The 21,643-nt window shown below is 64.9% G+C and carries 20 protein-coding genes; 15 read left to right on the plus strand and 5 right to left on the minus strand.

The window, feature by feature from the left end; all coding sequences use genetic code 11:
* Positions 1–194: 194 nt before the first annotated feature.
* Both HWE01_RS11890 and HWE01_RS11895 read left to right on the plus strand, forming a co-directional pair.
* Complete coding sequence (locus HWE01_RS11890; protein ID WP_241821911.1) at positions 195–1,865, plus strand: phosphoethanolamine transferase; 1,671 nt, start codon at positions 195–197, stop codon at positions 1,863–1,865.
* A 66-nt stretch (positions 1,866–1,931) separates the two neighbouring features.
* Positions 1,932–3,218 (plus strand): NAD(P)/FAD-dependent oxidoreductase, encoded by a 1,287-nt coding sequence (locus HWE01_RS11895; RefSeq protein ID WP_241821912.1) that lies wholly within the window; start codon positions 1,932–1,934, stop codon positions 3,216–3,218.
* Between the two features lie 15 nt (positions 3,219–3,233).
* Here HWE01_RS11895 and HWE01_RS11900 read toward each other — a convergent pair whose 3' ends face one another.
* Positions 3,234–3,764 carry a cysteine hydrolase family protein gene (locus tag HWE01_RS11900; RefSeq protein WP_175343737.1) on the minus strand — a complete coding sequence of 177 codons (531 nt, stop codon included), beginning with the start codon at positions 3,762–3,764 and terminating at the stop codon, positions 3,234–3,236.
* Between the two features lie 175 nt (positions 3,765–3,939).
* Between HWE01_RS11900 and HWE01_RS11905 the strand changes: the two genes are divergently transcribed.
* A complete protein-coding gene (locus tag HWE01_RS11905; RefSeq protein WP_008333409.1) occupies positions 3,940–4,122 on the plus strand; it encodes a hypothetical protein in 183 nt (60 codons plus the stop codon).
* 125 nt (positions 4,123–4,247) lie between these two features.
* Positions 4,248–6,707 (plus strand): DEAD/DEAH box helicase, encoded by a 2,460-nt coding sequence (locus HWE01_RS11910; protein WP_241821913.1) that lies wholly within the window; start codon positions 4,248–4,250, stop codon positions 6,705–6,707.
* Positions 6,708–6,741: 34 nt separating this feature from the next.
* Here HWE01_RS11910 and HWE01_RS11915 read toward each other — a convergent pair whose 3' ends face one another.
* The gene (locus HWE01_RS11915; RefSeq protein WP_241821914.1) at positions 6,742–8,175 is read right to left on the minus strand and encodes an MFS transporter; all 1,434 of its coding nucleotides are present in this window, start codon (positions 8,173–8,175) and stop codon (positions 6,742–6,744) included.
* Between the two features lie 204 nt (positions 8,176–8,379).
* On the opposite strand from HWE01_RS11915, the gene HWE01_RS11920 reads away from it, so the two are divergent.
* Entirely contained in the window at positions 8,380–8,661 is a 282-nt protein-coding gene (locus HWE01_RS11920; protein ID WP_241821915.1) for a hypothetical protein, read from the plus strand.
* A gap of 36 nt (positions 8,662–8,697) precedes the next feature.
* Here HWE01_RS11920 and HWE01_RS11925 read toward each other — a convergent pair whose 3' ends face one another.
* Complete coding sequence (locus HWE01_RS11925) at positions 8,698–10,557, minus strand: sigma-54-dependent Fis family transcriptional regulator (protein WP_241821916.1); 1,860 nt, start codon at positions 10,555–10,557, stop codon at positions 8,698–8,700.
* Between the two features lie 57 nt (positions 10,558–10,614).
* On the opposite strand from HWE01_RS11925, the gene HWE01_RS11930 reads away from it, so the two are divergent.
* The 6 genes from HWE01_RS11930 to HWE01_RS11955 all read left to right on the plus strand — a co-directional run bounded on the left by HWE01_RS11930 (position 10,615) and on the right by HWE01_RS11955 (position 15,118).
* The gene (locus tag HWE01_RS11930; RefSeq protein WP_241821917.1) at positions 10,615–10,827 is read left to right on the plus strand and encodes a hypothetical protein; all 213 of its coding nucleotides are present in this window, start codon (positions 10,615–10,617) and stop codon (positions 10,825–10,827) included.
* A 24-nt stretch (positions 10,828–10,851) separates the two neighbouring features.
* Entirely contained in the window at positions 10,852–12,321 is a 1,470-nt protein-coding gene (locus tag HWE01_RS11935; protein WP_241821918.1) for a benzaldehyde dehydrogenase, read from the plus strand.
* A 64-nt stretch (positions 12,322–12,385) separates the two neighbouring features.
* Positions 12,386–13,153 carry a coniferyl-alcohol dehydrogenase gene (locus HWE01_RS11940; RefSeq protein ID WP_241821919.1) on the plus strand — a complete coding sequence of 256 codons (768 nt, stop codon included), beginning with the start codon at positions 12,386–12,388 and terminating at the stop codon, positions 13,151–13,153.
* A 60-nt stretch (positions 13,154–13,213) separates the two neighbouring features.
* Entirely contained in the window at positions 13,214–14,182 is a 969-nt protein-coding gene (locus tag HWE01_RS11945) for a SphA family protein (protein ID WP_241821920.1), read from the plus strand.
* A 161-nt stretch (positions 14,183–14,343) separates the two neighbouring features.
* Positions 14,344–14,592, plus strand: a complete 249-nt coding sequence (locus tag HWE01_RS11950; RefSeq protein ID WP_241821921.1) for a hypothetical protein — start codon at positions 14,344–14,346, stop codon at positions 14,590–14,592.
* Positions 14,593–14,857: 265 nt separating this feature from the next.
* On the plus strand, positions 14,858–15,118 hold the full coding sequence (locus HWE01_RS11955; RefSeq protein WP_008333395.1) for a DUF4148 domain-containing protein: 261 nt from the start codon (positions 14,858–14,860) through the stop codon (positions 15,116–15,118).
* 211 nt (positions 15,119–15,329) lie between these two features.
* On the opposite strand, the gene HWE01_RS11960 is transcribed toward HWE01_RS11955, so the two are convergent.
* Both HWE01_RS11960 and HWE01_RS11965 read right to left on the minus strand, forming a co-directional pair.
* Positions 15,330–15,575, minus strand: coding sequence for a hypothetical protein (locus HWE01_RS11960; protein WP_241821922.1), 246 nt, complete (start codon positions 15,573–15,575; stop codon positions 15,330–15,332).
* A 182-nt stretch (positions 15,576–15,757) separates the two neighbouring features.
* Complete coding sequence (locus HWE01_RS11965) at positions 15,758–16,420, minus strand: NUDIX hydrolase (protein ID WP_008333388.1); 663 nt, start codon at positions 16,418–16,420, stop codon at positions 15,758–15,760.
* A 211-nt stretch (positions 16,421–16,631) separates the two neighbouring features.
* Here HWE01_RS11965 and HWE01_RS11970 point away from each other — a divergent pair, with 211 nt between their 5' ends.
* The 4 genes from HWE01_RS11970 (at position 16,632) to HWE01_RS11985 (ending at position 21,569) form a co-directional block, all read left to right on the plus strand.
* Positions 16,632–17,495: a cysteine hydrolase family protein gene (locus tag HWE01_RS11970; protein ID WP_241821923.1), complete on the plus strand. Its 864-nt coding sequence runs from the start codon at positions 16,632–16,634 to the stop codon at positions 17,493–17,495.
* Between the two features lie 29 nt (positions 17,496–17,524).
* The gene (gene pncB / locus HWE01_RS11975; protein ID WP_241821924.1) at positions 17,525–18,727 is read left to right on the plus strand and encodes a nicotinate phosphoribosyltransferase; all 1,203 of its coding nucleotides are present in this window, start codon (positions 17,525–17,527) and stop codon (positions 18,725–18,727) included.
* Positions 18,728–18,755: 28 nt separating this feature from the next.
* Positions 18,756–20,453, plus strand: a complete 1,698-nt coding sequence (locus HWE01_RS11980) for an NAD+ synthase (RefSeq protein WP_241821925.1) — start codon at positions 18,756–18,758, stop codon at positions 20,451–20,453.
* A gap of 66 nt (positions 20,454–20,519) precedes the next feature.
* Positions 20,520–21,569: a bifunctional nicotinamide-nucleotide adenylyltransferase/Nudix hydroxylase gene (locus HWE01_RS11985; protein WP_241821926.1), complete on the plus strand. Its 1,050-nt coding sequence runs from the start codon at positions 20,520–20,522 to the stop codon at positions 21,567–21,569.
* Positions 21,570–21,643: the final 74 nt, after the last annotated feature.

The raw sequence follows: 21,643 nt of genomic DNA on the forward strand, positions 1-21,643 counted from the left end.
CATGGTTGGTGTTTTTCCTGCGGGGTGCGATACTCTGCCGCGCCGCGCGGAAACAAATCATCGCCGAGCCTGTCCTATCGCGCAGGCCCGACAGCGTGTCGGCACCAGGGTGAACAAGCCGCCAGGGAAGCGGTGTCATGGACAATATTTCTTCGGGATAACATCTTGCCGGGTGGGGCGGCGGAAAGACTGCATTGAACAAACTGGTCAACCGACTTGGCCTGGGTCTCGTGGGCCTGGTCATCTTCTGGGCACTGGATCGCATCAGCACCAATGAACTGGCCAAGAGCGGCGTGCTCATGGCGACCGCCTTGCCGGGCATTGCCGGCCTGTTCCTGATATTGTCCTGGCTGCGCGAGCGGCCGCAGTGGTTCTCGCGCGCTACCCTGGCCGTGCTGGGGCTGTTCTTCCTCGATGCGGCCATCAAGGGTTTCCTGCGCGACTACTTCGGCCTGCGCCCCAATCCCATTCTGGTGCTGCAAGCCGTCTTCAACACCAACCCCGCCGAGAGCAGCGAATTCTTCCGTCATAACGGTGGCGACCTGGCCGAGGCGCTGGGCCTGCTGCTGCTGGCGTGGGGCGGCCTGTGGCTGGGCGAGCGCTGGCTGCGACGCCGCGAGCAGGCCCGGCCCGCCGCACCCTGGCGCTGGCGTGGCCGGGCCGCCGTGGGCGCCTTGCTGGCCGTGTTCGTGGCCCTGCATTTCAATCCCACCATGGCCAAGGAAAACCCGCTGCTGTTCTGGCCCATCCGCTATCTCGACTATCGCGACCAACTGGCCCAGGCCGCCAGCATGGAAGCCGATGTGGCCCGTAACATGGCGCATCGCTCCGACTGGCAGGTACGTTACACGGGACCGGAACGCAACACGGTCGTGTGGATCATCGGCGAGAGCCTCAACCGCGCCAACATGTCCCTGTATGGCTACGAGCGCCCGACCTCGCCGACCCTGGAAGCGATGCGCCAGGAGCTCATCGTGTTTCGTGACGTGGTCTCCTCGGAACCGGCCACCATGGCCTCGCTGATGAAGATGTTGACGCCCGCCGACCTCAACGATCCGCAGGCCTGGAACCGCAAGCCGGATGTCCTGATGCTGGCACGTGAGGCGGGGTTCCGCATTCACTGGCTGTCCAACCAGCCCCCCAATGACGGCTGGCTGGGCCTGGTCTCGCGCCGTGCCGACGAGCAGGTATTCATCAACAAGGGGGCCGGGCGCGGTGAAAACAATTTCGACGGCAACCTCTTGCCGGCGCTGGAAACCGCCTTGCAGGACCCGGCCCCGAAGAAGCTGATTGTGGTGCATCTGCTGGGCGCGCACCCTACCTATGACATGCGCTATCCCGGCGAGTATGCGCGTTTCGACACCGTGCGCGACGGCGTGACGGAGAAACTGGAAGGTGCCGACCGCTCGGCTTGGATACGCCAGCTGCGCAATGAATACGACAACGCCATGGCCTACAACGACTACGTGGTCGGCAGCATGTTCAGACTCACCATGAACGCGGCGCGGCAGGACAATGCCAGCCTGCTCTTCAGTTCCGACCATGCGCAGGAGGTGGGCCATACGCGCAATCACGCCGGCCAGTCGGTGAGCGATGCCACCGGTTATGAAATCCCGATGCTGGTATGGACCCGCTCCTTCACCGGCAAGAGTCCGGAAGACAAGGCCCAGCTCGAGTACCGTCCCTACCAGACCGACCAGCTGGAGCATACGGTCATGGGCCTGCTGGGCGTGCAGTCACGCTATTACGATGCGCGCCATGACATCCTCAGCGTGCAATTCGGCAGTGGCCATTTTCATCAGCAGCGGCGCATCAATGGCCAGCCCTATCTGCCGCGCACGGTGCTCTACAACCAGGCGCGGTGATCCTGCACGCGCCTGACGTCTGCGACCAGTTCTCGTATCATGCAGCTTTGCGTCGCACATCCCGCCATGTCCAGCTCCCCTGAGATCATCTTTCCCCGCCATGCCGTGATCATCGGCAGCGGTGCCGTCGGCCTCATGAGCGCCATCCATGCGCTCGACCAGGGCTTGCAGGTCACCCTGCTTGATTTCAATGCAGCCGGTAGTGAAGAAGCCTCCAGCTACGGCAATGCCGGCTGGTTGTCCTCGCATTCGGTGATCCCCCCGGTGGAGCCGGGCATGTGGAAGAAGGTGCCGGCTTACCTCATGGATCCGCTGGGGCCCTTGTCGATTCGCTGGCGTTACCTGCCGCGCCTCACTCCATGGCTGGTGCGCAACCTTGCCAGTGCGCGGCGTGATCGCATCCGTAGCACCGCGCGCGCCTTGCGCACCCTGGTGGCCGACGCCCGCAGCCTGCATCTGGAGGTAGCGCAGCGCGCCGGCGTGGCCCACCTGATCGATACTTCCGGCGTCCTGCACGTCTATCGTTCGCGCCAGCATTTCGACAACGACGCCTTCGGCTGGGGTGTGCGCCGCGAGCTGGGCATCCAGTGGCAGGAAGTGGAGGGCGCCGCCCTGCGTGCGCGTGAACCGGACCTGGACCCGGCCTTCGGCTTTGCAGTGCACGTCGACGAGGCTGGTCACTGTCGCCATCCCGCCGCCTACCTGCAGGCCTTGCAGGCCTATGCACTGGCGCGCGGTGCGCATCGTGTCGACGGGCGCGCCACCGGTTTTCGCGTGGAGCAGGGACGGCTCAAGGCGGTGCTGACCGAACAGGGCGAACTCGCCTGCGATGCCGCCGTCATCTGCGCCGGTGCGCGTTCCAAGGCACTGGCAGCCGCCGCCGGCGATCAGGTGCAACTGGAGAGCGAGCGCGGCTACCACGTCGTCATCAGTGGGCAGGACCACCAGGCGCGCGCCCGTACGCCCATGATGGTGTCCGAATTCAAGGTCATTGCGACCCAGATGGAGACCGGCTTGCGCATTGCCGGGCAGGTCGAGTTCGCCTCCTTCGAGGCGGCGCCGGACTGGCGACGCGGCGAGATCATGCGCGACATCGCGCTCAAACTTTTCCCCGGCCTGCCGCGCACGCTGCCGGTGGAGGACGTGAAATACTGGCTGGGTCGCCGTCCCAGCACGCCCGACGGCATGCCCTGCATCGGCCCGGCCAGCGCCAGTGCCGACATCATCCACGCCTATGGCCACGGTCACATCGGACTGGGTTGTTCAGCTCGCACTGGACGCATCGCCGCACAGTTGCTGGCGGGGCAGGCGCCGGAAATCGATCTGACGCCGTTCAGCCCGCAGCGGTTCTGAACGCCCCGGGCAGGATCAGAAGGCGACATCGCAGGCCGCCGTGATGGTAGCGCGCACGCCATACGCCCCCAGATTGGCCAGCGTAGCCTGATGATGTGCCACCACCTCTGGTACCGACAACACGCCATTGGGCGCGGTGGTGTGCGCTCCGGCGGCCAGCGTCACCGCAAAGCCCAGCGCCAGCGCGCGGCGCACGGTGGATTCCACGCAGAACTCGGTCTGCATGCCGCAGATCACCAGACGCGTCACGCCGCGTTCGCGCAGCAGGGATTCCAGCGCGGTCTGGTGGAAAGCGTCCGAGCCGCGCTTGCGCAGGTAGAGGTCATCGGCCTGGTGATGCAGTCCGTGTGCAAGTTGCCATCCGTCACTGTCGTGCTGCAAGGAGCCGCCGTCTTCGTGTTGTACGAAGATCACCGGCACGCCCGCCGCACGCGCATTTGCCCGCAGCAGGTTGATGTTGGCAATGGTGGCGTCGCCGTCGGCAACGGCCTGCGCACCGGTGCAAAGGGCGCGTTGGACATCGATGATGAGCAGGGCAGTGGTCATGATGGCGAGGCGGCAAGCAGCGAAGGAACAATGCGTCAGGGTAACAGAGTACCCCGCACGGTGCGACGCAGGGATATTGCCAGCGTGACACTGCGGCAATTTGTCCCATTTCATCGGGCCGGGGCCTTGGCTACAATGAGGTCTCCCAAGTTTTTCCATTTCTGCATCTATCTCCATGACCGCCCTGTTTGACCGCGTCGAAGGCTTCCTGCGCAAGGCATCCGGACTGCACATCGTGCTGGCTCTGCTGCTGGTATGCAGCCTGCTGTGCTGGGCCGTATGGGTATGGGCCACCGGCGAGGGCCGCACACCCTTCGCGATGATGCTGGACTTCTGCATCACGCCGCCCGCCCGGTAAGAGGTCCCGTCACTGCCCATGCGTAGTGCGCATGCGCAGGACGTCCAGCGGTTTCATCCGCGCTCCTGCACGCCTGGCGCTGAAGCGCCCTACAATGACTGCTTCCCCGTTCTTCCCCCGGTCGCATGTCCGCTTCGCATTCCCCCAGCGCATTCCATCCCCGCCTGACCCTGCAGACGCTCACCCGTGGTGACGGCTTGTTGGGCATGCGTGCGCATGGCCTGTTCGGGCCACGTGGCGGCATGGTGACGGTGGCGCAGATCGACTGGGTCTATGGCCAAGGCGCGCAGCGCTGGAGCACGCCGGCGCCCGTGGGCCATCCCGATGACGAGCTCACGTACACGCCAGCCCATGTTGTGCGTGACCTTGTTGCCGAGTCCAACGCGCTGGAGATCCTTCGAGAGATGGGCCTGCTGCCCTTGCGGGAAGATGCCCTGCAATGGCGTGCCGACAATCCCCTGCACGACGCCGGTCCCCTGTGGACTCTGATACTGGAAGAAAGCTTCGGCGATTTCTGGGCCGACCAGGCGCCACGTCTGCAGCAGATGGGCTGGACTCTGCGCGTGCGTCCCGGCTTTGCACATGAGAGCGTCCCGGTCACGGCATGGCGCTTCATCGTCAGCAGCGAGACCGGTGAGGTCAGCGCGCGCGAAGTGGCCGCACCCTTGCTGCCGCGCCCCTTCTCCAGCGAGATCTTCGACGGCCTGGACCCCAGTGGTCGCTGGCTGCTCTCGATGGGCATCGAGGTCGATGGCCAGACCCTGGATGTGGCGCCGATGGTGGCCGACCTGCTGCGCCGCGATCCGCGCTGGGCCGATGCCCAACAGGTAGAGCGCATGGACCCGCACGCCGTGATCTCCCTGCGCGCTCCCGGTGGTCGTCGCATCGATGCCATGGCCGGTCCGCTCAAGGCAGTGGTGCTGGCCCTGCTGGACCTGCTGGTCGACCTCAAGCGCAAGGAAGGTCCGCTGCCACTCTCGCCCTGGGATGCGCATCGTCTGGAGAGCCTGCAGACCAGTCTGCAGACGCTGGACGGTGGCGCGCCCTGGCACCTGAGCGGTGCCGGTGGCGTGCTGCAACTGGCCCGGCGCCTGCGCGCCGCCGGCAGTGTGCCGCCGGTGGCCGCGCCCGGGGGATTGGGTCTGACCCTGCGCGCTTACCAGTTGCAGGGCGTGGCCTGGATGCAGTACCTGCGCCAGCATGGCCTGGCCGGTATCCTGGCCGACGACATGGGCCTGGGCAAGACTGCGCAGCTGCTGGCCCATCTGCTCATCGAGCAACAACAGGGACGGCTCGACCTGCCTGCGCTGGTGGTAGTGCCGACCTCGCTGTTGTTCAACTGGCAGCAGGAAGCGCAGCGCATCGCCCCCACCCTGCGCGTGAGGGTGCTGCATGGCCAGCAGCGTGCGCAGCATGTCAGCGCCGTTGCCCAAGGACAGGCTGACCTGGTCCTGACCACCTATCCCTTGCTGTGGCGCGACCTCGACCTGTTGCTGTCGCTGCGCTTTCATCTGCTGGTGCTGGACGAGGCGCAGACCATCAAGAATGCCGCCGCCCGCAGCACCGCCGCCGCGCGTCGTCTGCATGCGCGCCATCGTCTGTGCATGACCGGCACACCACTGGAAAATCACCTGGGCGAATTGTGGAGCCAGTTCCATTTCCTCATGCCGGGCTTTCTCGGCGATGCACGCAGCTTTGCGCGACTGTGGCGCAAGCCCATCGAGCAACAGGGAGAAACCGTGCGCGCGCGCCTGCTGGCCCAGCGCGTACGTCCCTTCATCCTGCGTCGGCGCAAGCAGGATGTGTTGCAGGAGCTGCCCGCCCGCATCGAGATCGTCGAGCGCCTGCAATTGCAGGGGCGCCAGCGCGACTTGTACGAGAGTGTACGCATTGCCGCCGACAAGCAGGTACGCCGCGCGCTGGAGCGGCGCGGTCTGGGCAGTAGCCAGGTCACGGTGATGGATGCGCTGCTCAAGTTGCGGCAGGTCTGCTGCGATCCCTATCTGTTGAAGCAGGGCCGCATGCCGCGCGGACTGGAACGCGCCAAGATCGAGTGGCTGTGCGATACCCTGCCGTCCTTGGTGGAGCAGGGGCGGCGCATCCTGGTCTTCTCGCAATTCACCAGCATGCTGACATTGATCGAGGCGCAACTGCAGACGCTGCAACTGCCTTGCCTGATGCTCACCGGTGACACCGAGCCGGCCGCCCGCAGCGGTGTGATCGCCCGCTTCCAGCGCGGTGAGGTGCCGCTGATGCTGGTGAGCCTGAAGGTCGGCGGGGTCGGCCTGAACCTGACTGCCGCCGATACGGTGGTGCTGGCCGATCCGTGGTGGAATCCTGCCGTCGAAGAGCAGGCCATTGCCCGCGCGCACCGGCTCGGGCAGACGCGCCAGGTCGTGGTCTACAAGCTGGTCATCGAGGGCAGCATCGAAGAACGCCTGCTCGAACTGCAAACGCGCAAGTCCGCCTTGGCCGATGGCATGCTGGGCCGCGATGACACCGCCACCATCAAGTTCGGTGAAGAGGAATTGCAGGCCTTGCTGGCACCGCTGGGAGCGGGCATTGCGGAAAAAATCCTGTCATAAGCCCGGCTGATGACAGGATGGTTGTCTCATCAGCTCAGGTTTTCCATTCCGCCACCTCTTCGAGCGTGCGCCTTTCCGCATCCACCGCAAAGCGCAGCGCGCACCCCCCGGCCAGCAGCGCCAGACATGCGCCCAGCGCATAGCCTGCGGCTACCGCATGGCGGTCTCCACTGGCGATGAGCCAGCCCAGCAGCACCGGGGCAAGGAATCCGCCTACGCCGGTGCCGATGGCGTAGAAGATCGAGATGGCCATGGCACGCATGCGCAGCGGGAATACCTCGCTGGCGGTGAGGTAGGCCGAACTGGCCGCCGCCGAGGCGACGAAAAACACCGCACTCCAGCACAGCGCCAGCGAGCGCGCATCCAGCAGCCCGGCATTGAAGGCCCAGGCCGTGGCGGCCAGTCCGGCTCCGGAGAGCAGATAGGTGGCCGCGATCATGCGGCGACGGCCGATGCTGTCGAACAGATGGCCCAGCAACAGCGGCCCGAGCACATTGCCCAGCGCAAAGGGAAAGATGTAGAGCGCCACGCGATGGTCCGGCACCTGGAAGAAGCGCGTGAGCACCAGCGAATACGTAAAGAAAATGGCGTTGTAGACGAAGGCCTGGGCCACCATCATCAGCGCCACCATCACGCTGCGTTGGCGATAGCGATGCAGCAGCACGTGGGCGATCTCGCGCCAGGGCAGCATGCCGCTGCCTGCCGCGCCACCTTGGGCTGCTGCACCGGGCGCGTGGTCCACGGCGGGCAGGGCTCCGTGTTGCTGCTCGACCTGCGCTTCGATGCTGCGCACCACGGCTTCGGCTTCGGCGTGGCGGCCGTGCATGAGCAGCCAGCGCGGGCTTTCCGGTACATGCCGGCGCACCAGCAGTACCGCCACCGCCAGCACCGCGCCCAGCAGGAAGCATGCGCGCCAGCCCAATGCGGCGCCCATCACCTGCGGGTCCAGGATTACCAGCGACAAGCCTGCACCCAGCGCCGCCCCGATCCAGAAACTGGCGTTGATGATGAGGTTCACCCGTCCACGCACACGCGCGGGCACCAGCTCATCGATAGCCGAGTTGATGGCCGCATATTCGCCGCCGATGCCCAGGCCGGTCACGAAGCGGCACAGTGCGAGGAAGAGGAAATCCTGCGCAAAGGCGGTGGCCAATGTCGCCGCCATGTAAAGCATGAGCGTGAGCATGAAGAGCCGCTTGCGTCCCAGGCGGTCGGTGAGGCGGCCGAAGATGAGTGCTCCCAGCACGGTACCGGCGATGTAGAGCGAGCCGGTCCAGCCGACCTGGGCCGCATCCAGCGCCAGGGTATCGCTGCGCTCCAGCACGCTGCCCAGCGAGCCGACCAGGGTCACTTCCAGCCCGTCCAGCACCCAGGCCACACCCAGTGCGATGACCACGCGCCAGTGCCAGCGCGACCACGGCAGGCGGTCGAGGCGGGCAGGGATGTTGGCGGACGGGGTGGCAATCATCGGGGGCTCCGTGGACGGGGAATGCGGGTCGGGTGCATCCTGCAGCCCGGGCCTGAACGGCAGACCGTGTGCCGGTGGCGCCGGTTCCTGTGGATGAGCTTGGCCGCCTGTCGCCCCCGGCGCCTCAGTCATTTCCTGATGGGCGCCTGCGAGGCCGCGCGCTACCATCGCCGCATGACCTGAGATAACGACGACGGGGAGGACATGGACTGGTTCGACAACATCATGCAGTACGCCATCTATGCCGCCCTGGCGCTGTGTTCGCTCGGGCTGGTCGCGGCCATTGCGCTGTTCATCGCGCTGGAACACCGCTGGCAGGAGCGCGTGACGCAGGATGTGGAGGACCTTGCCGCCCGCATGCAGTCCGGGCCCCGCGATGACAACCTGCCCATTCATCCCTGGGAGGAGTTGCGCAACCGCATCGGCGAGATGCAGATCGTGGACGAAGAGACCGACCGGCCCAGTCCCTACAAGAACGTCGCCTGACGCTCCCGCGCTTTCTTTCCCGGCACCGCCCGGGCCCTAAGGCGTCCCTTTCTGCTGGCGGTAAGCCAGCTGTGCCCGCGTGATTCCCAACAGACGTGCCGCCGCAGAGAGGTTGCCTCCGGCGCGGGCGATGGCCTCGGCGATCAGGGTTTGCTCCAGTGCGGGCAGGGACAGTGGCGCATCGGTCTCCTTCTGTGTGCTGCGCCATTGCTGAACCGTCTCCAGCAGGCTGCCTGCGGGAGACGCTGAGGTCGATGCCGGATCGCGGCCCCGGCCATGCCGTCCCGCCAGCGTGCCCCGCTCGCTTTCGCCCTCACCCTGCAGGGCCAGGGACAGCACCTCGTCATTGAGCGTTTCGCCGCTGATGAACATGTGCGGCAAATCCAGCGGATGCCCTTGGGCCAGGATCACGCCGCGCTCGATCAGGTTCTGCAATTCCCGGATGTTGCCGGGAAAGCTGTAGTTGAGCAGGGCCTGCACTGCGCGTTGCGTGAAACCGCGCACTGCCACGGCATGGCGCTGACCATAGAACTTGAGGAAGTGATTCATCAACAGCGGAATGTCGTCGCGTCGCTCGCGCAGCGGGGGCAGGTGGATCGGGAACACGTTGAGCCGGAAGAACAGATCCTGGCGGAAGCGTCCCTCACGTACCGCCAGCGCCAGGTCCTCGTTGGTGGCGGCCACCACGCGCACCTTGACCTTGAGCGGACGGCTCGAGCCGACGCGCTCGAATTCTCCCTCCTGCAACACGCGCAACAGCTTGCCTTGCGCCACCAGGCTCAAGGTCCCCACCTCATCGAGGAAGAGCGTACCGCCATCGGCCAGTTCGAAGCGGCCAGCGCGTGACTGCGTGGCCCCGGTGTAGGCGCCGCGTTCCACACCGAACAGTTCGGTTTCGATCAGAGTCTCGGGAATGGCGGCGCAATTGATGGCGACGAAGGGTTGGCGTTCGCGGCGACCGATCTGGTGCAGCATGCGCGCAAAGCGTTCCTTGCCCACGCCCGACTCCCCCGTGAAGAGCACCGTGGCATCGGTGGCGGCTACGCGATTGAGCAGGTGGCAGGCGGCGTTGAAGGCCGAGGACGTACCCACCAGCGCGCGGGTCAGATCAGCCTCCATGGCCTCGATATCGGGCCCGGCGGCACCTTCGGCAGCCATCTCGCCATCGGTGGCCAGCATCCCGCTGCCGACGAAGTCCTGGGCATTGAGGTAGCGCAGGTCATCCTCTGCATCGCTCCACAGTTCGGCCGATTTGCCGATCACGCGGCAATGCGGCGTGCCCATGGCGCGGCATTCGACCTCCCGGAAGATCACCAGATGCCCCAGCAGCGTGCTGACGTAGCCGATGGCATAGCCGATCTGCTGCCAGCAGGAAGGTGCGGTGGCCACACCATAGGCGGCCAGGTGTTCATCGGCTTCGCTGGAGTTGTGCCAGAGGAACTGGCCCTCGTAGCGGCCAGTCTCGGGGTCGTAGCTGAAGCTGACCGGGACCACCTTCACCACGCCCTCCAGGGTATGCAGCCGCGTCCCGGCCATGAGGATGGTGGAGGGGTCAGCCTCGGGCCAGCGTTCGCGCACCAGTTGCGCATCCCGCGCCCCCGAGATGTAGCCGGCGCGGGTCAGCAGGCCGCGTGCCTTGTCGATGCCGAGATTGTCGATCAGCTCGCGCCGCAGCGTGCCCATGCTGCGACTGTGGATGAGCAGCATGCGCTGGTCATTGAGCCAGATGCGGCCATCGCCCGGAGAGAAGAACAGGCATTCGCTCAGGTCCGACAGGGTCGGATGGGCATCCACGCTCCAGCGGTCGGTACTGGCCGAACTCAGCTGGACCGGGGACGCTGCCGTGCCCTGGCTGCGCACCATCTCGGCAAGGGAAATACGCTGGGATGGCGGCATGGACGGGCTCCTGGCAAGGGTTCGGCAAGCGCGCGCCGCGATGGCGCAGTTCATCAAATGATGAAATTCAGTGGGCTGATGGTTGGTGAATTTGCGCAAATGCGCAAGCTGCAGTGCATCAAGAAACCGCTTCCGACGCAGCAATTTTCCGCCCTGAAAAAACCATCCGACAGCAAGGGGTGCGGATGGATGAGCTTGCTGCAAAGCCGCATGCAGTGGCGTATCGCGCGGTGGCACAGGCTTTGCAGAATGGCCGCTGATCCGGATTGACCGGCCATTACCAAGGAGACCTGCATGTCCAAGCCATCCACCCCTTTGCTTGATCCTGCCCGCTGGCAGCGCCACCTGTTTCGTGGTCGCTGGGAAGAAACCGCCCACGGCACCACCGTCATCGAACCCGCGACCGGCGCGCCGCTGACCGAGGTCGGCCTGGCCGGTGCCGACGATGTGGCCGTCTCGGTGCAGGCTGCCGTGGCGGCCCAGGCCGACTGGCTGGCGCGGCCGCCACGTGAGCGCGCCGAGATCTTCCGGCGCGCCGCTGCGCTGTTCCAGCAGCACTTCGATGAGCTGGCGCGCATGGTCGCCCGCGAGACCGGCGGCGTGCTCTTCAAGGGCGAGCACGAGGTACGCGAGGCCATCACCCTATGCCATCTTGCCGCCGCCATGCCCTTGCAGGCCCAGGGCCAGCTGCTGCCCGGCAGTCCCGGACGACTGAGCATCGCGCGGCGCGCGCCGCTGGGTGTGATCGGGGTGATCTCGCCCTTCAATTTCCCGCTGATCCTGACCTTGCGCACGGTCGCGCCGGCGCTGGCGGCGGGCAACGCGGTGGTGGTCAAGCCGGATGTGCGTACACCGATTTCCGGCGGTTTCATGCTGGCCCGCGTCTTCGAGGAAGCGGGTTTGCCCGCCGGACTGCTGCACGTGCTGCCCGGTGGCGCACAGGCTGGCGAGGCGCTGGTGACGGCGCCCCAGGTGGCGATGATCGCCTTCACCGGTTCGCCCGCCGTGGGCCGTCGCATCGGCGAACTGGCGGGGCGACATCTCAAGAAGGTCTCGCTGGAACTGGGCGGCGCCAATGCGCTGGTGATCCTCGACGACGCCGACCTCGATATCGCAGCCAGCAACGCCGCCTGGGGCGCCTGGCTGCACCAGGGCCAGATCTGCATGGCGGCCAATCGCATCCTGGTCCATGCCTCGCTGGCCCCGGCTTTGCTGGAGCGACTGGTTGACAAGGCGCGCCACCTGCCCGTGGGCGATGGCGCCGGCGGCCAGGTGGCCCTGGGTCCGCTGATCGATGCGCGCCAGCTGCAGCGCGTGCATGGACTGGTGCAGGACAGCGTGGCGGCAGGCGCGCACTTGCTGGCTGGAGGCGCATATGAAGGTTTGTTCTATCAACCGACCGTCCTCTCCGGCGTACGACCGGGCATGCGCGTATTTGATGAAGAAATCTTTGGTCCGGTGGCCAGCGTCATCACCGTCGGTTCCGAGGACGAGGCCATCACCCTGGCCAACCAGAACCAGGGCGGACTGGCCGCCGGCGTGATCTCCGGTTCGCTGGCGCGGGCCATGCGGGTGGCCGCGCGGCTGCGCCAGGGCATGGTCCACGTCAACGATCAGACCGTCAACGACGAATGCGTCAATCCCTTCGGTGGCCCCGGCATCGCCGGCAACGGCACCAGCGTGGGCGGCCCGGCGGACTGGGAAGAATACACGCAATGGAAGTGGATCACGGTCAAGGAGCAGGCCACGCCGTATCCCTTCTGAAGCCATTGCATGGATGCAGCAGCAAGAAGTTGAACGATATAAATCATTATCCAAGGAGACCAGCATGACACTGCAAGACAAGACCATCGTCGTCACCGGCGTTTCTTCCGGCATCGGTGCCGAGACCGCCCGGCTGCTGCGGGGACAGGGCGCCCGCGTGATCGGGGTAGATCGCAATGCGCCCATGATCAGCATGGCAGCCTTCGTGCAGGCCGATCTCTCCAGCGCCGATGCCATCCATGACGTCGTCGCGCAACTGCCCGAGCAGATCGATGGCCTGTGCAACGTGGCCGGCGTGCCCGGCACCGCGCCGGTGGACTTGGTTGCGCGCGTGAACTATCTCGGCTTGCGTCATTTCACCGAACTGCTGATCCGTCGCATGCCGCCCGGCAGTGCCATCGTCAACGTGGCCTCCATCCTTGGTGCCGAGTGGCCCAAGCGGCTGGAACAGCACAAGGCGCTGGCCCAGACCGCTGGTTTTGCGGCGGGCGCCGAATGGCTGGCGCAGCATCCGGTCGCGCAGGAGAACTGCTACCAGTATTTCAAGGAGGCGCTCATCGTCTGGAGCATGGCTCAGGCCCAGCCCTGGTTCCTCCAGCATGCGATCCGCATGAACAGTGTCGCCCCCGGTCCGGTGCTCACCCCCATCCTGGGTGACTTCGTGACCATGCTCGGGCAGGAGCGCGTGCAGAAGGATGCCCACCGCATGAAGCGCCCGGCCTATCCGGACGAGATCGCCGCGGCCATCGTCTGGCTGTGCGATGACGGCAGCCGCTGGATCAATGGCGTGAACCTGCCGGTCGATGGCGGGTTGGCGTCGACCTATCTGTGAGTCGCTGCAACGGGGCCCGAACGACAACAACACAACAACACAACAACACAAGGAGACAACATGAGCAACAAGCGACAACCCGCCCGCCGACGTGCGGCGTGGCTGGCACTGACCTTGAGCCTGCTGCCCGCGCTGGCCAGCGCCTACGACCAGCCCGCCGTCAACCTGGGCGGCACCAGCTTCTTCGATGGCGCACCGCTGCCCGGCGGTCCCGGTTTTTATTTCGTCGAATACCTCACCTACACCAAGGCCACCAGACTGCTGGACAACAACGGCAAGCGGCTGGGCCTTCCTGCCACCCAGGACATCAGCGTCTTCGCGCCCATCAGCCAGTTCATCTACGTGCCACCGGGAGCGAAATTCGGCAACAAGCAACTGGGCTTCCAGGTACTGGTGCCGTGGGTGGCCCATGCCAAGGTCGACGATGGCGCCAGCAATGCCATCCTTCGCGGCAATACCGGCGTGGGCGACATCAGCGCCGGCGTGTCCGTGCAGTTCGACCCCGTCATGGGGGCGCAAGGGCCGCGCTATGCGCAGCGTTTCGAACTCCAGTTCATCTTGCCGACCGGTGCCTATGACCGCAACGCCTCCGTCAATCCGGGCAGCAATGCCTGGTCCTTCGATCCTTACTGGGCCGGCACGCTGTGGGCCAGCCAGAACCTGAGTTTCAGCTGGCGCCTGCACTATCTCTGGAACGCCCGCAACAACTCGCCCAATGCGGCCTTTGGCAACAACGTCAGTTCCACCCAGGTGGGGCAGGCGGTGCATGCCAACTTCTCCGCCGAGTACGTGCTCAATCCGAATCTGACCATCGGTGCGGCGGGCTACTGGCTGCAGCAGATCACCGATACCCAGGTCAACGGCAGCGATGTGGCGGGGCGTCGCGAGCGCGTAGTCGGACTGGGGCCGGCAGCGATGGTGAAATTGTCTGATCGCGATCTGCTGTTCTTCAACGTGTACCAAGAATTTGCCGTACGCAACCGGGCCGAGAACAGCAAGTTCCAGATCCGTTACGATCACCATTTCTGATCCGGCGCATCTGGCTCCCTGGTCCGCTGCGGCTCTGCCTGCTTTCCTACAGCAGGCAGAGCCGTTGTCCGCTTAACGGCAAGCCTTTCCGGCGTGATACTGGTCTCGACAATGACAACGCGGCACGCTTGCTTGCCGCGACAAGACGGGAGATCCGCACCATGCCAGCCACCACCCCATCCACTACCGACCAGCCCGCGCGCCTGCGCAAGTCTCTCGGGGGTGGACGCCTGCCGCCGGTGGAGCGTCCGCCGCAGCTGCCCATGCCCCCTGCGCGGATATCCTCGCAGCCTGGCTCACCGACGTCCCGTACTGCGGCCGAGGCCGATCATGCCAAGCCCGTAGTCAGGCAAGCGCAGCACGAGGAATACACCCGGCCCCTGCGCGCAAGCCAGCGTCAGTGGACCTGATGTCGCGGCTTTGTTTCATTTCCGGACTATCGCTCTGATAGGCAATGACGATTGTTCCAGAACCCGGAACACTCAATTCTCTCCAGCATGGTTTTTCTCCCTCGCGCTCTTCCGTAGACTTCAGTCCATCGATGAACGACATCGCAACGCAAGAAACGATGCGGTTCTAGAGAGTGGTATCGGCCGACCGACATCCCGGCCAGGTGCTCACTGAACTGTAATGAACCTGACTCAAGTCCACTTAACGCATTCAAGGAGAAACATCATGTCCGCAAAGACCATCATCGCCGCTGTCCTGGCCCTGTCCGCTTCGTCGGTCGCTTTCGCTGAAGCCCAATACCCGGTCGACCAGCCTTTCGTTTCGCACACCACCCGCGCTGCAGTGAAGGCTGACCTGGCCCGCGCCCAGGCACAAGGCATCGCCAACCAGCCTGACTCGGTGTTCCCGGTTCTCGGCAACGGTCCCGTCAAGAGTGAAGTGCAGACTGCTGACAGCACCGCCGATTCGACCTACGCTGGTGCCTGATGCAGGGCCATCCGATGCGTGGGCCGGCTTGATCGGCCACGCATCGCGGTTCGCTGCATCGTCACTGGTGTGACGCAGGAACCCCGGCACGTAAAACAAGAAAGAGGAATTCATCATGCTGCATCAACTGTTCTCGCGTAGCCTCCGCCACCGTGCGGCTCGATGTGCGTGAACGACCTGTCAGCCTGTTCGAGGATGACGCCTTTGGTCGTCATGACACTGCAGCCCGCGTCTTATCGACCGGGTTGCAGGGCAAGTCGTTGAATTCAAGCCAGGTCTGATCGGCCAAGCGCGCAAGAGCAAGCGCGAAGTCGCGTGACAAGCCCTCGCCGTCGTCAAGCTGGTTGGCTAACGGTTCATTTTGGGAGACGGGGTGATACGGAAAAGCCCGCCGCAGAATGCGGGCGTAAGGATGGTCCGGAAGCAGCTGTTCCAGACCCGGGGATGCTTTGGGCATGCGAAGATCCTGTGCTCATCAAGTATCCCTCCCTGATGCAACACTGGCCCGCATTGTAATGTTTCCTTTTGGAAACGAGCAACTCCCGAATGATGACTGCGGCTACGAACTGCTGAAGATACGACCAATGAGCAGTCCACCCAGCGATGTCCCTGGGCCGCTCACGTTGCGGCTTGCCATCCTCAAAGCCCGCGCTCCAGCAACTGCAACTGTTCACGGAAGGCGGGCTTCAGGCGATACAGCTGCGCCGGACGATGCGCCCCGCTCTCGAACTGGCCATCGACCGGTTCGAGCATGTCCATCTCGGTCATCTTGCGGCGGAAGCTCACCTTGTTGATGCTCTCGCCCATCAGCACTTCATAGACCCGCTGCAACTGCGGCAAGCTGAAGACATCGCCCAGCAGATGGCAGGGCAGGGACGAGTACTGGCTCTTGCTGCGCAGGCGCGAGACCGCCATCTCGATGATGTCCCCATGATCAAAGGGCAGGGGCGGCAGCCGGTCCACGCTGTGCAGGCGAATCTCGTCCCGCTCGGCCTGGGCGATGGTGCTGGCCGGCACCAGCGCGTAATACGCGATCGATATCGACCAGCCACGCGGATCACGCGCCGCGCCGGAGAAGGTGGCCAGTTGTTCCAGATAGGGCGCGGCGATGCCGGTCTTGTCCAGCAGCACGCGGCGCGCGGCATCGCGCGCATCGACATCGGTACGCGCATGGATATAGCCGCCGGGCAGCGCCGCCACCCCCTTGAAGGGGGCATGTTCGCGCTTGAGCAGCGCCACCTCCAGCCCCTCGGCTGTGAGCGTGAGCAACGCCACATCGACTGTGCAGATCACCGGATCCATTTTTATCCTCGCCTTGTCCAAGTGGGGGAAGTCTAAAGGTACTTAGTGTCATTGTGAATCTATTTGTTGTAATTCGAATCATGGATGGCCTGTAAAGCCCATTTAAAGGGCAAATCAAGAAAAATCACGAAATCTTTGTTAGTTGCAAAAGTAAATTAAGTGGTCTACACTGGCCTCACCGTAACCCGACGCACTCCGAAAGGTGGACACCATGAAGCGCTCCCTGCATCTCCTCGTGATCGATCCGCAAAACGATTTCTGCGATCTGCCGGCGCACTGGTTGCCGGTGGACCCGGCCACCGGCGGGGTATTGCAACCAGCGCTGCCGGTGGCAGGCAGCCATGCCGACCTGCAACGCGTGGCGCGTCTGATCGACCAGGGCGGTGAGGGCCTCTCGGCCATCAGCATCACCCTCGATGCGCACCACAGGCTGGACATCGCTCACCCCACGTTCTGGCAGCAAGCCGATGGCGCGGCGGTCACGCCCTTCACCCAGATCGAGGCCGCGCAGGTGCGTGCCGGCATTTACCTGCCACGCGATCCACGAGCGCTGCCGCGCGCACTGGCCTATCTCGATGCGCTGGAAACCGCCGGACGCTATCGCCTCATGGTCTGGCCGGTGCACTGCGAGATCGGCAGCTGGGGCGGGGCGGTCCACGCCGATGTGCGCGCCGCCTACAACGGCTGGGAAGAACGCACGCTGGGCGTGGTCACCAAGCTGGGCAAGGGCAGCAACCCGTGGACCGAGCACTATTCGGCCGTGATGGCCGAAGTGCCGGATGACGATGATCCCGCCACCCAGCTCAACCGTGGCTTCATCGCCACCCTGGGCGAGGCCGATACCGTCTACATCACCGGCGAGGCGGGCAGCCACTGCGTGCGCGCCACCACCGAGCACATCGCCGCCAACCTCGATGCCGCCGGCCGTGCCCGGCTGGTGCTGGTGACCGACTGCATGAGCCCGGTGGCCGGCTTCGAGGCGCAGTACCAGGATTTCCTGGCCGCCATGTCACAGGCCGGTGTGCGCCTGGCCACTTCCGAGCAGGTGCTGCAGGAACTGCAAGCCAACGCCTGATCCATTCACGTCTGAAAGGAGTGCCCATCATGGCACCCGTCGTTCGCAGTCTGCTGGAAACCGATCTCTACAAGTTCACCATGTGGCAGGCGCTGCTGCACAGCCATCCCGGTGCCCAGGCCGAGTACACCTTCGTGTGCCGCAACCAGCCACAATTCCCGCTGGCCGAATTGAAAGAAGAGGTCGAACGCGAGCTGGATCACTTGTGCAGCCTGCGCTTTGGCAACGATGAACTGGCCTATCTGGCCCAGCTGCGCTACATGAAAAGTGACTTCATCGATTTCCTCGCCCTGTTTCGTTTCCAGCGCAAGTTCATCGAGGTCAGCACCGAGGGCGAGCGCCTGTGTATCGTGGCGCGCGGTCCGCAGGTGCATGTGATGGGCTTCGAGATCTTCGTGCTCTACATCGTCAACGAGCTTTATTTCCGCCGCGTCGGATCGGCTGCGGCGCTCGGGGAAGCAAGCCGCCGCCTGCGGGACAAGATCGGTCTGCTGCGGGCCTTCGCTGCCGAGCCGCCTCGCCGTCATCCCTTCGAGTTCTTCGACTTCGGCGTGCGCCGCCGCTACAGCGCTGCGTGGCAGGAGGAAGTGGTGGCCACGCTGGCGAGCGAGCTGCCGCAGTATTTCAAGGGCACTTCCAATGTCTGGCTCGCCAAAAAATATCAGCTGGTGCCCATCGGCACCATGGCCCACGAATACCTGCAGTCCTATCAGTCCTTCGGCGTGCGCCTGCGCGATTTCCAGAAGGCCGCGCTGGAAGACTGGGTGCAGGAATACCGCGGCGACCTCGGCGTGGCCCTGACCGACGTGGTCGGCATGGATGCCTTCCTGGCCGACTTCGACCTGTACTTCGCCAAGCTCTTCGACGGCCTGCGGCACGACTCCGGCGATCCCTTCGAATGGGGCGAGAAGGCGCTGGCGCACTATCGCAAGCTACGCCTGGATGCCAATACCAAGCGCCTGGTGTTCTCCGATGGTCTGGACCTGCCGCAGGCGCTGCGTTTGTATCGTCACTTTTCCGACCGTGCCATGACCGGTTTCGGCATCGGCACCAACTTGAGCAACGACACCGGCATCGCGCCGCTGAACATCGTCATGAAGCTCTCGTCCTGCAACGGCCAGGCCGTGGCCAAGCTGTCCGATTCGCCGGGCAAGACCCTGTGCAAGGACGAAACCTTCCTGGCCTATCTGCGCCAGCTGTTCGGCATCGCCGTGCCGGCCACCCCTGCCTGAGCCGCTGCGGCGGCAGAAAGGACGCATCATGCTTCGCATCGCCATCGCTCAATGCAATCCCACCATCGGTGACTTCACCGGCAACCTGGCACTCCATCTCGATGGCCTGCAACGGGCCGCCCAGGCCGGTGCCGACCTGCTGGTCTTTCCCGAACTCTCGATCTGCGGCTACTACCCCGGCGACCTGCTGGAAGAACCGCGCTTTCTGGCGCAGGCCGAACTGGCGCTGCAAGAGCTGACAGACGCTACACGCCAGCTACCGGGACTGACTGTCGTCATCGGCGCGCCGCGCCGCAATCCCGGCCCCGGCAAGCCGCTCTTCAATGCCTTGCTGGCCGTGCGCGAGGGTGCCATCGTGGCCGAGTATCACAAGCAATTGCTGCCCGTGTATGGCGTCTTCGATGATGGCCGCCATTTCGAGGCCGGTCCCGAAACCGCCTGTGTGTTGCCCATCAAGGGCCTGCGGGTCGGCTTCCTGATCTGTGAAGATGGCTGGAACGACGACCTGCGCAGCTACCGCGTCAATCCCTTCGAAAAGCTGGCCCAGGCCGATGCGCAACTGGTGGTCTCCATCAATGCCAGCCCGTCGGACGTGGGCAAGCGCAGCCAACGCCACGCCCTGTTCCAGGCCGCCTGCCTGCGCCGTCAGATGGCGCTGCTCTACGTCAACCAGGTCGGCGGGCAGGACCAGCTGGTGTATGACGGCGGCTCCTTCGCCATGTCGCCGCTGCAGGGGCTGGCCTTCGAGGCGGCGCGCCTGGCCGAGGATTTCCAGGTCATCGCCTTCGAGAGCGGACGCTTCCTGCGCAGCGACGGTGTGGGCGAACCGATCCGGGAGGACCAGACCCTGGCCACGCCCGAATTCCAGCGCCGCCAGATCCTGCTCGGCCTGCGCGACTACGCGCGCCGCTGCGGCTTCGGCAAGGTAGTGGTCGGTTCTTCCGGTGGCATCGATTCGGCGCTCACCATCGCGCTGGCGGTTGAGGCACTGGGTGCGCAGAACGTGGTGGCGGTGACCATGCCGTCGATGTTCTCCAGCACCGGTTCGGTCGATGACTCCGAAGCGCTGTGCCAGGCCCTGGGCGTGACCCTGTTCCGCCACCCCATTGCCGACCTGGTGCGCGAATTCGAGGATGGCTTCGCCCGGGCCTTCGGCGCACCCCTGCGCGGGCTGCCGCTGGAAAACCTGCAGGCGCGCGTGCGCGGTGCCATCCTGATGGAATACTCCAACGGCTATGACGCCCTGCTGCTGACCACCGGCAACAAGAGCGAGATCTCGGTAGGCTACTGCACCTTGTACGGCGATACCAACGGTGGCCTGGGCCTGATCGGCGATCTCTACAAGACCGAGGTCTATGCCCTGGCGCGCCACCTCAACGCGCAGGCCGGTCGCGAGCTCATCCCTGCTGCCATCATCGACAAGGCGCCCTCGGCAGAATTGGCACCGGACCAGCGCGATACCGACAGCCTGCCACCTTACGAGGTGCTCGACGAGATCCTCAAGTGGCACATCGAAGGCAGCCGCCTCCCTGTCGAGCAAGCGCAGGCAGCCGCCAGCGCGGTAGAACAGATCAGGGGAACCGACACCGGGGCGGCGCTGGTCGAACGCATCTGTCGCATGGTGGCGCGCAACGAATACAAGCGCCGCCAGTCGCCGCCGGTGATCCGCCTGCGCGCACGGGCCTTTGGCAGCGGGCGGCAGATTCCCATCGCGGTGCGCTATTGACTCGCACCGGCTGCGACGATGACCGGCAGCCTTTGATCCTGTTGTCAGCATCATCAAGGAAAGCACATGCCCATCCTGAATCCGCAATACGACGCCGCCGTGGTGATCGGTCGCTTCCAGCCCGTGCACAACGGCCACCTGCATCTGCTGCATCACGCGCTGGAGTGCGCTGCCACGGTCATCGTGGTACTGGGCTCGGCCTTCCATGCGCGCAACACCAAGAATCCCTTTACCTGGGAGGAACGCGCCGCCATGATCGCCGGGGCCATGCCGCCCGGGCAACGTGAACGCCTGCGCTTTGTCGCCACCCGTGATTACTACGACGACCGCCGCTGGTCAGCCGAGGTGCGCCGCCTGGTCGCCACCCGGACCGATCCCCAGGCCAGGGTGCTGCTGGTCGGTCATTTCAAGGATGCCTCCAGCTACTACCTGCACCACTTCCCGCAATGGCAGCTGGAAACCCTGCCACGCGCCGGTGACATCGATGCCACCGATATCCGCAAGGTCTGGTTCGAAGCCGAGGACCTGGAGGTCAGCCTCGACGTGCTGGCCCCGCTGGTACCGTCCAGCGTACGCCACTATCTGCGTGCCTGGTCGCTGCTGCCGCATTACGCGGCGCTGGTGGAAGAACATCGCCAGCTGCGCAAGTATCATGCGGCCTGGGCGGCGGCACCCTATCCACCGGTCTTCACTACAGTCGATGCGGTCATCCGGGCGGCGGACCATGTACTGCTGGTGCAGCGCAAGGGCTTTCCGGGGCGCGGCCTGTGGGCCATTCCCGGTGGCTTCCTGGACCAGCGCGAGCGCCTGATGCAGGCGGCCCTGCGCGAACTGGCCGAGGAAACCAACCTGGCCGTGCTGGACGTGACGCTGGAAGAGGCGCTGGTGGACGTCAAGATCTTCGACCATCCTGACCGCAGCGCGCGCGGACGCACCGTCACCCACGCCTACTATTTCGACCTGCGGCTGGAGCACTTGCCGGAAGTGGAGGCCGCCGATGATGCAGCCCAGGCGGTGTGGACGCCCATCGACCAGCTGGCCGCGATGGAGGCGAGCTTCTTCGATGATCACTTCCATATCCTCGATACCTTCCTGGACCTGACCGGCGGGCATTGACCCTGGCGCTCGCTGCGGCAGCTGTTGCGCAGAGGAAAGCATTGCTTTTGCATCTTCATTTTCATCCTGTCGTG

It is taken from the genome of Herbaspirillum sp. C7C8 (assembly GCF_022627875.1).
Lineage (GTDB): Bacteria > Pseudomonadota > Gammaproteobacteria > Burkholderiales > Burkholderiaceae_D > Herbaspirillum.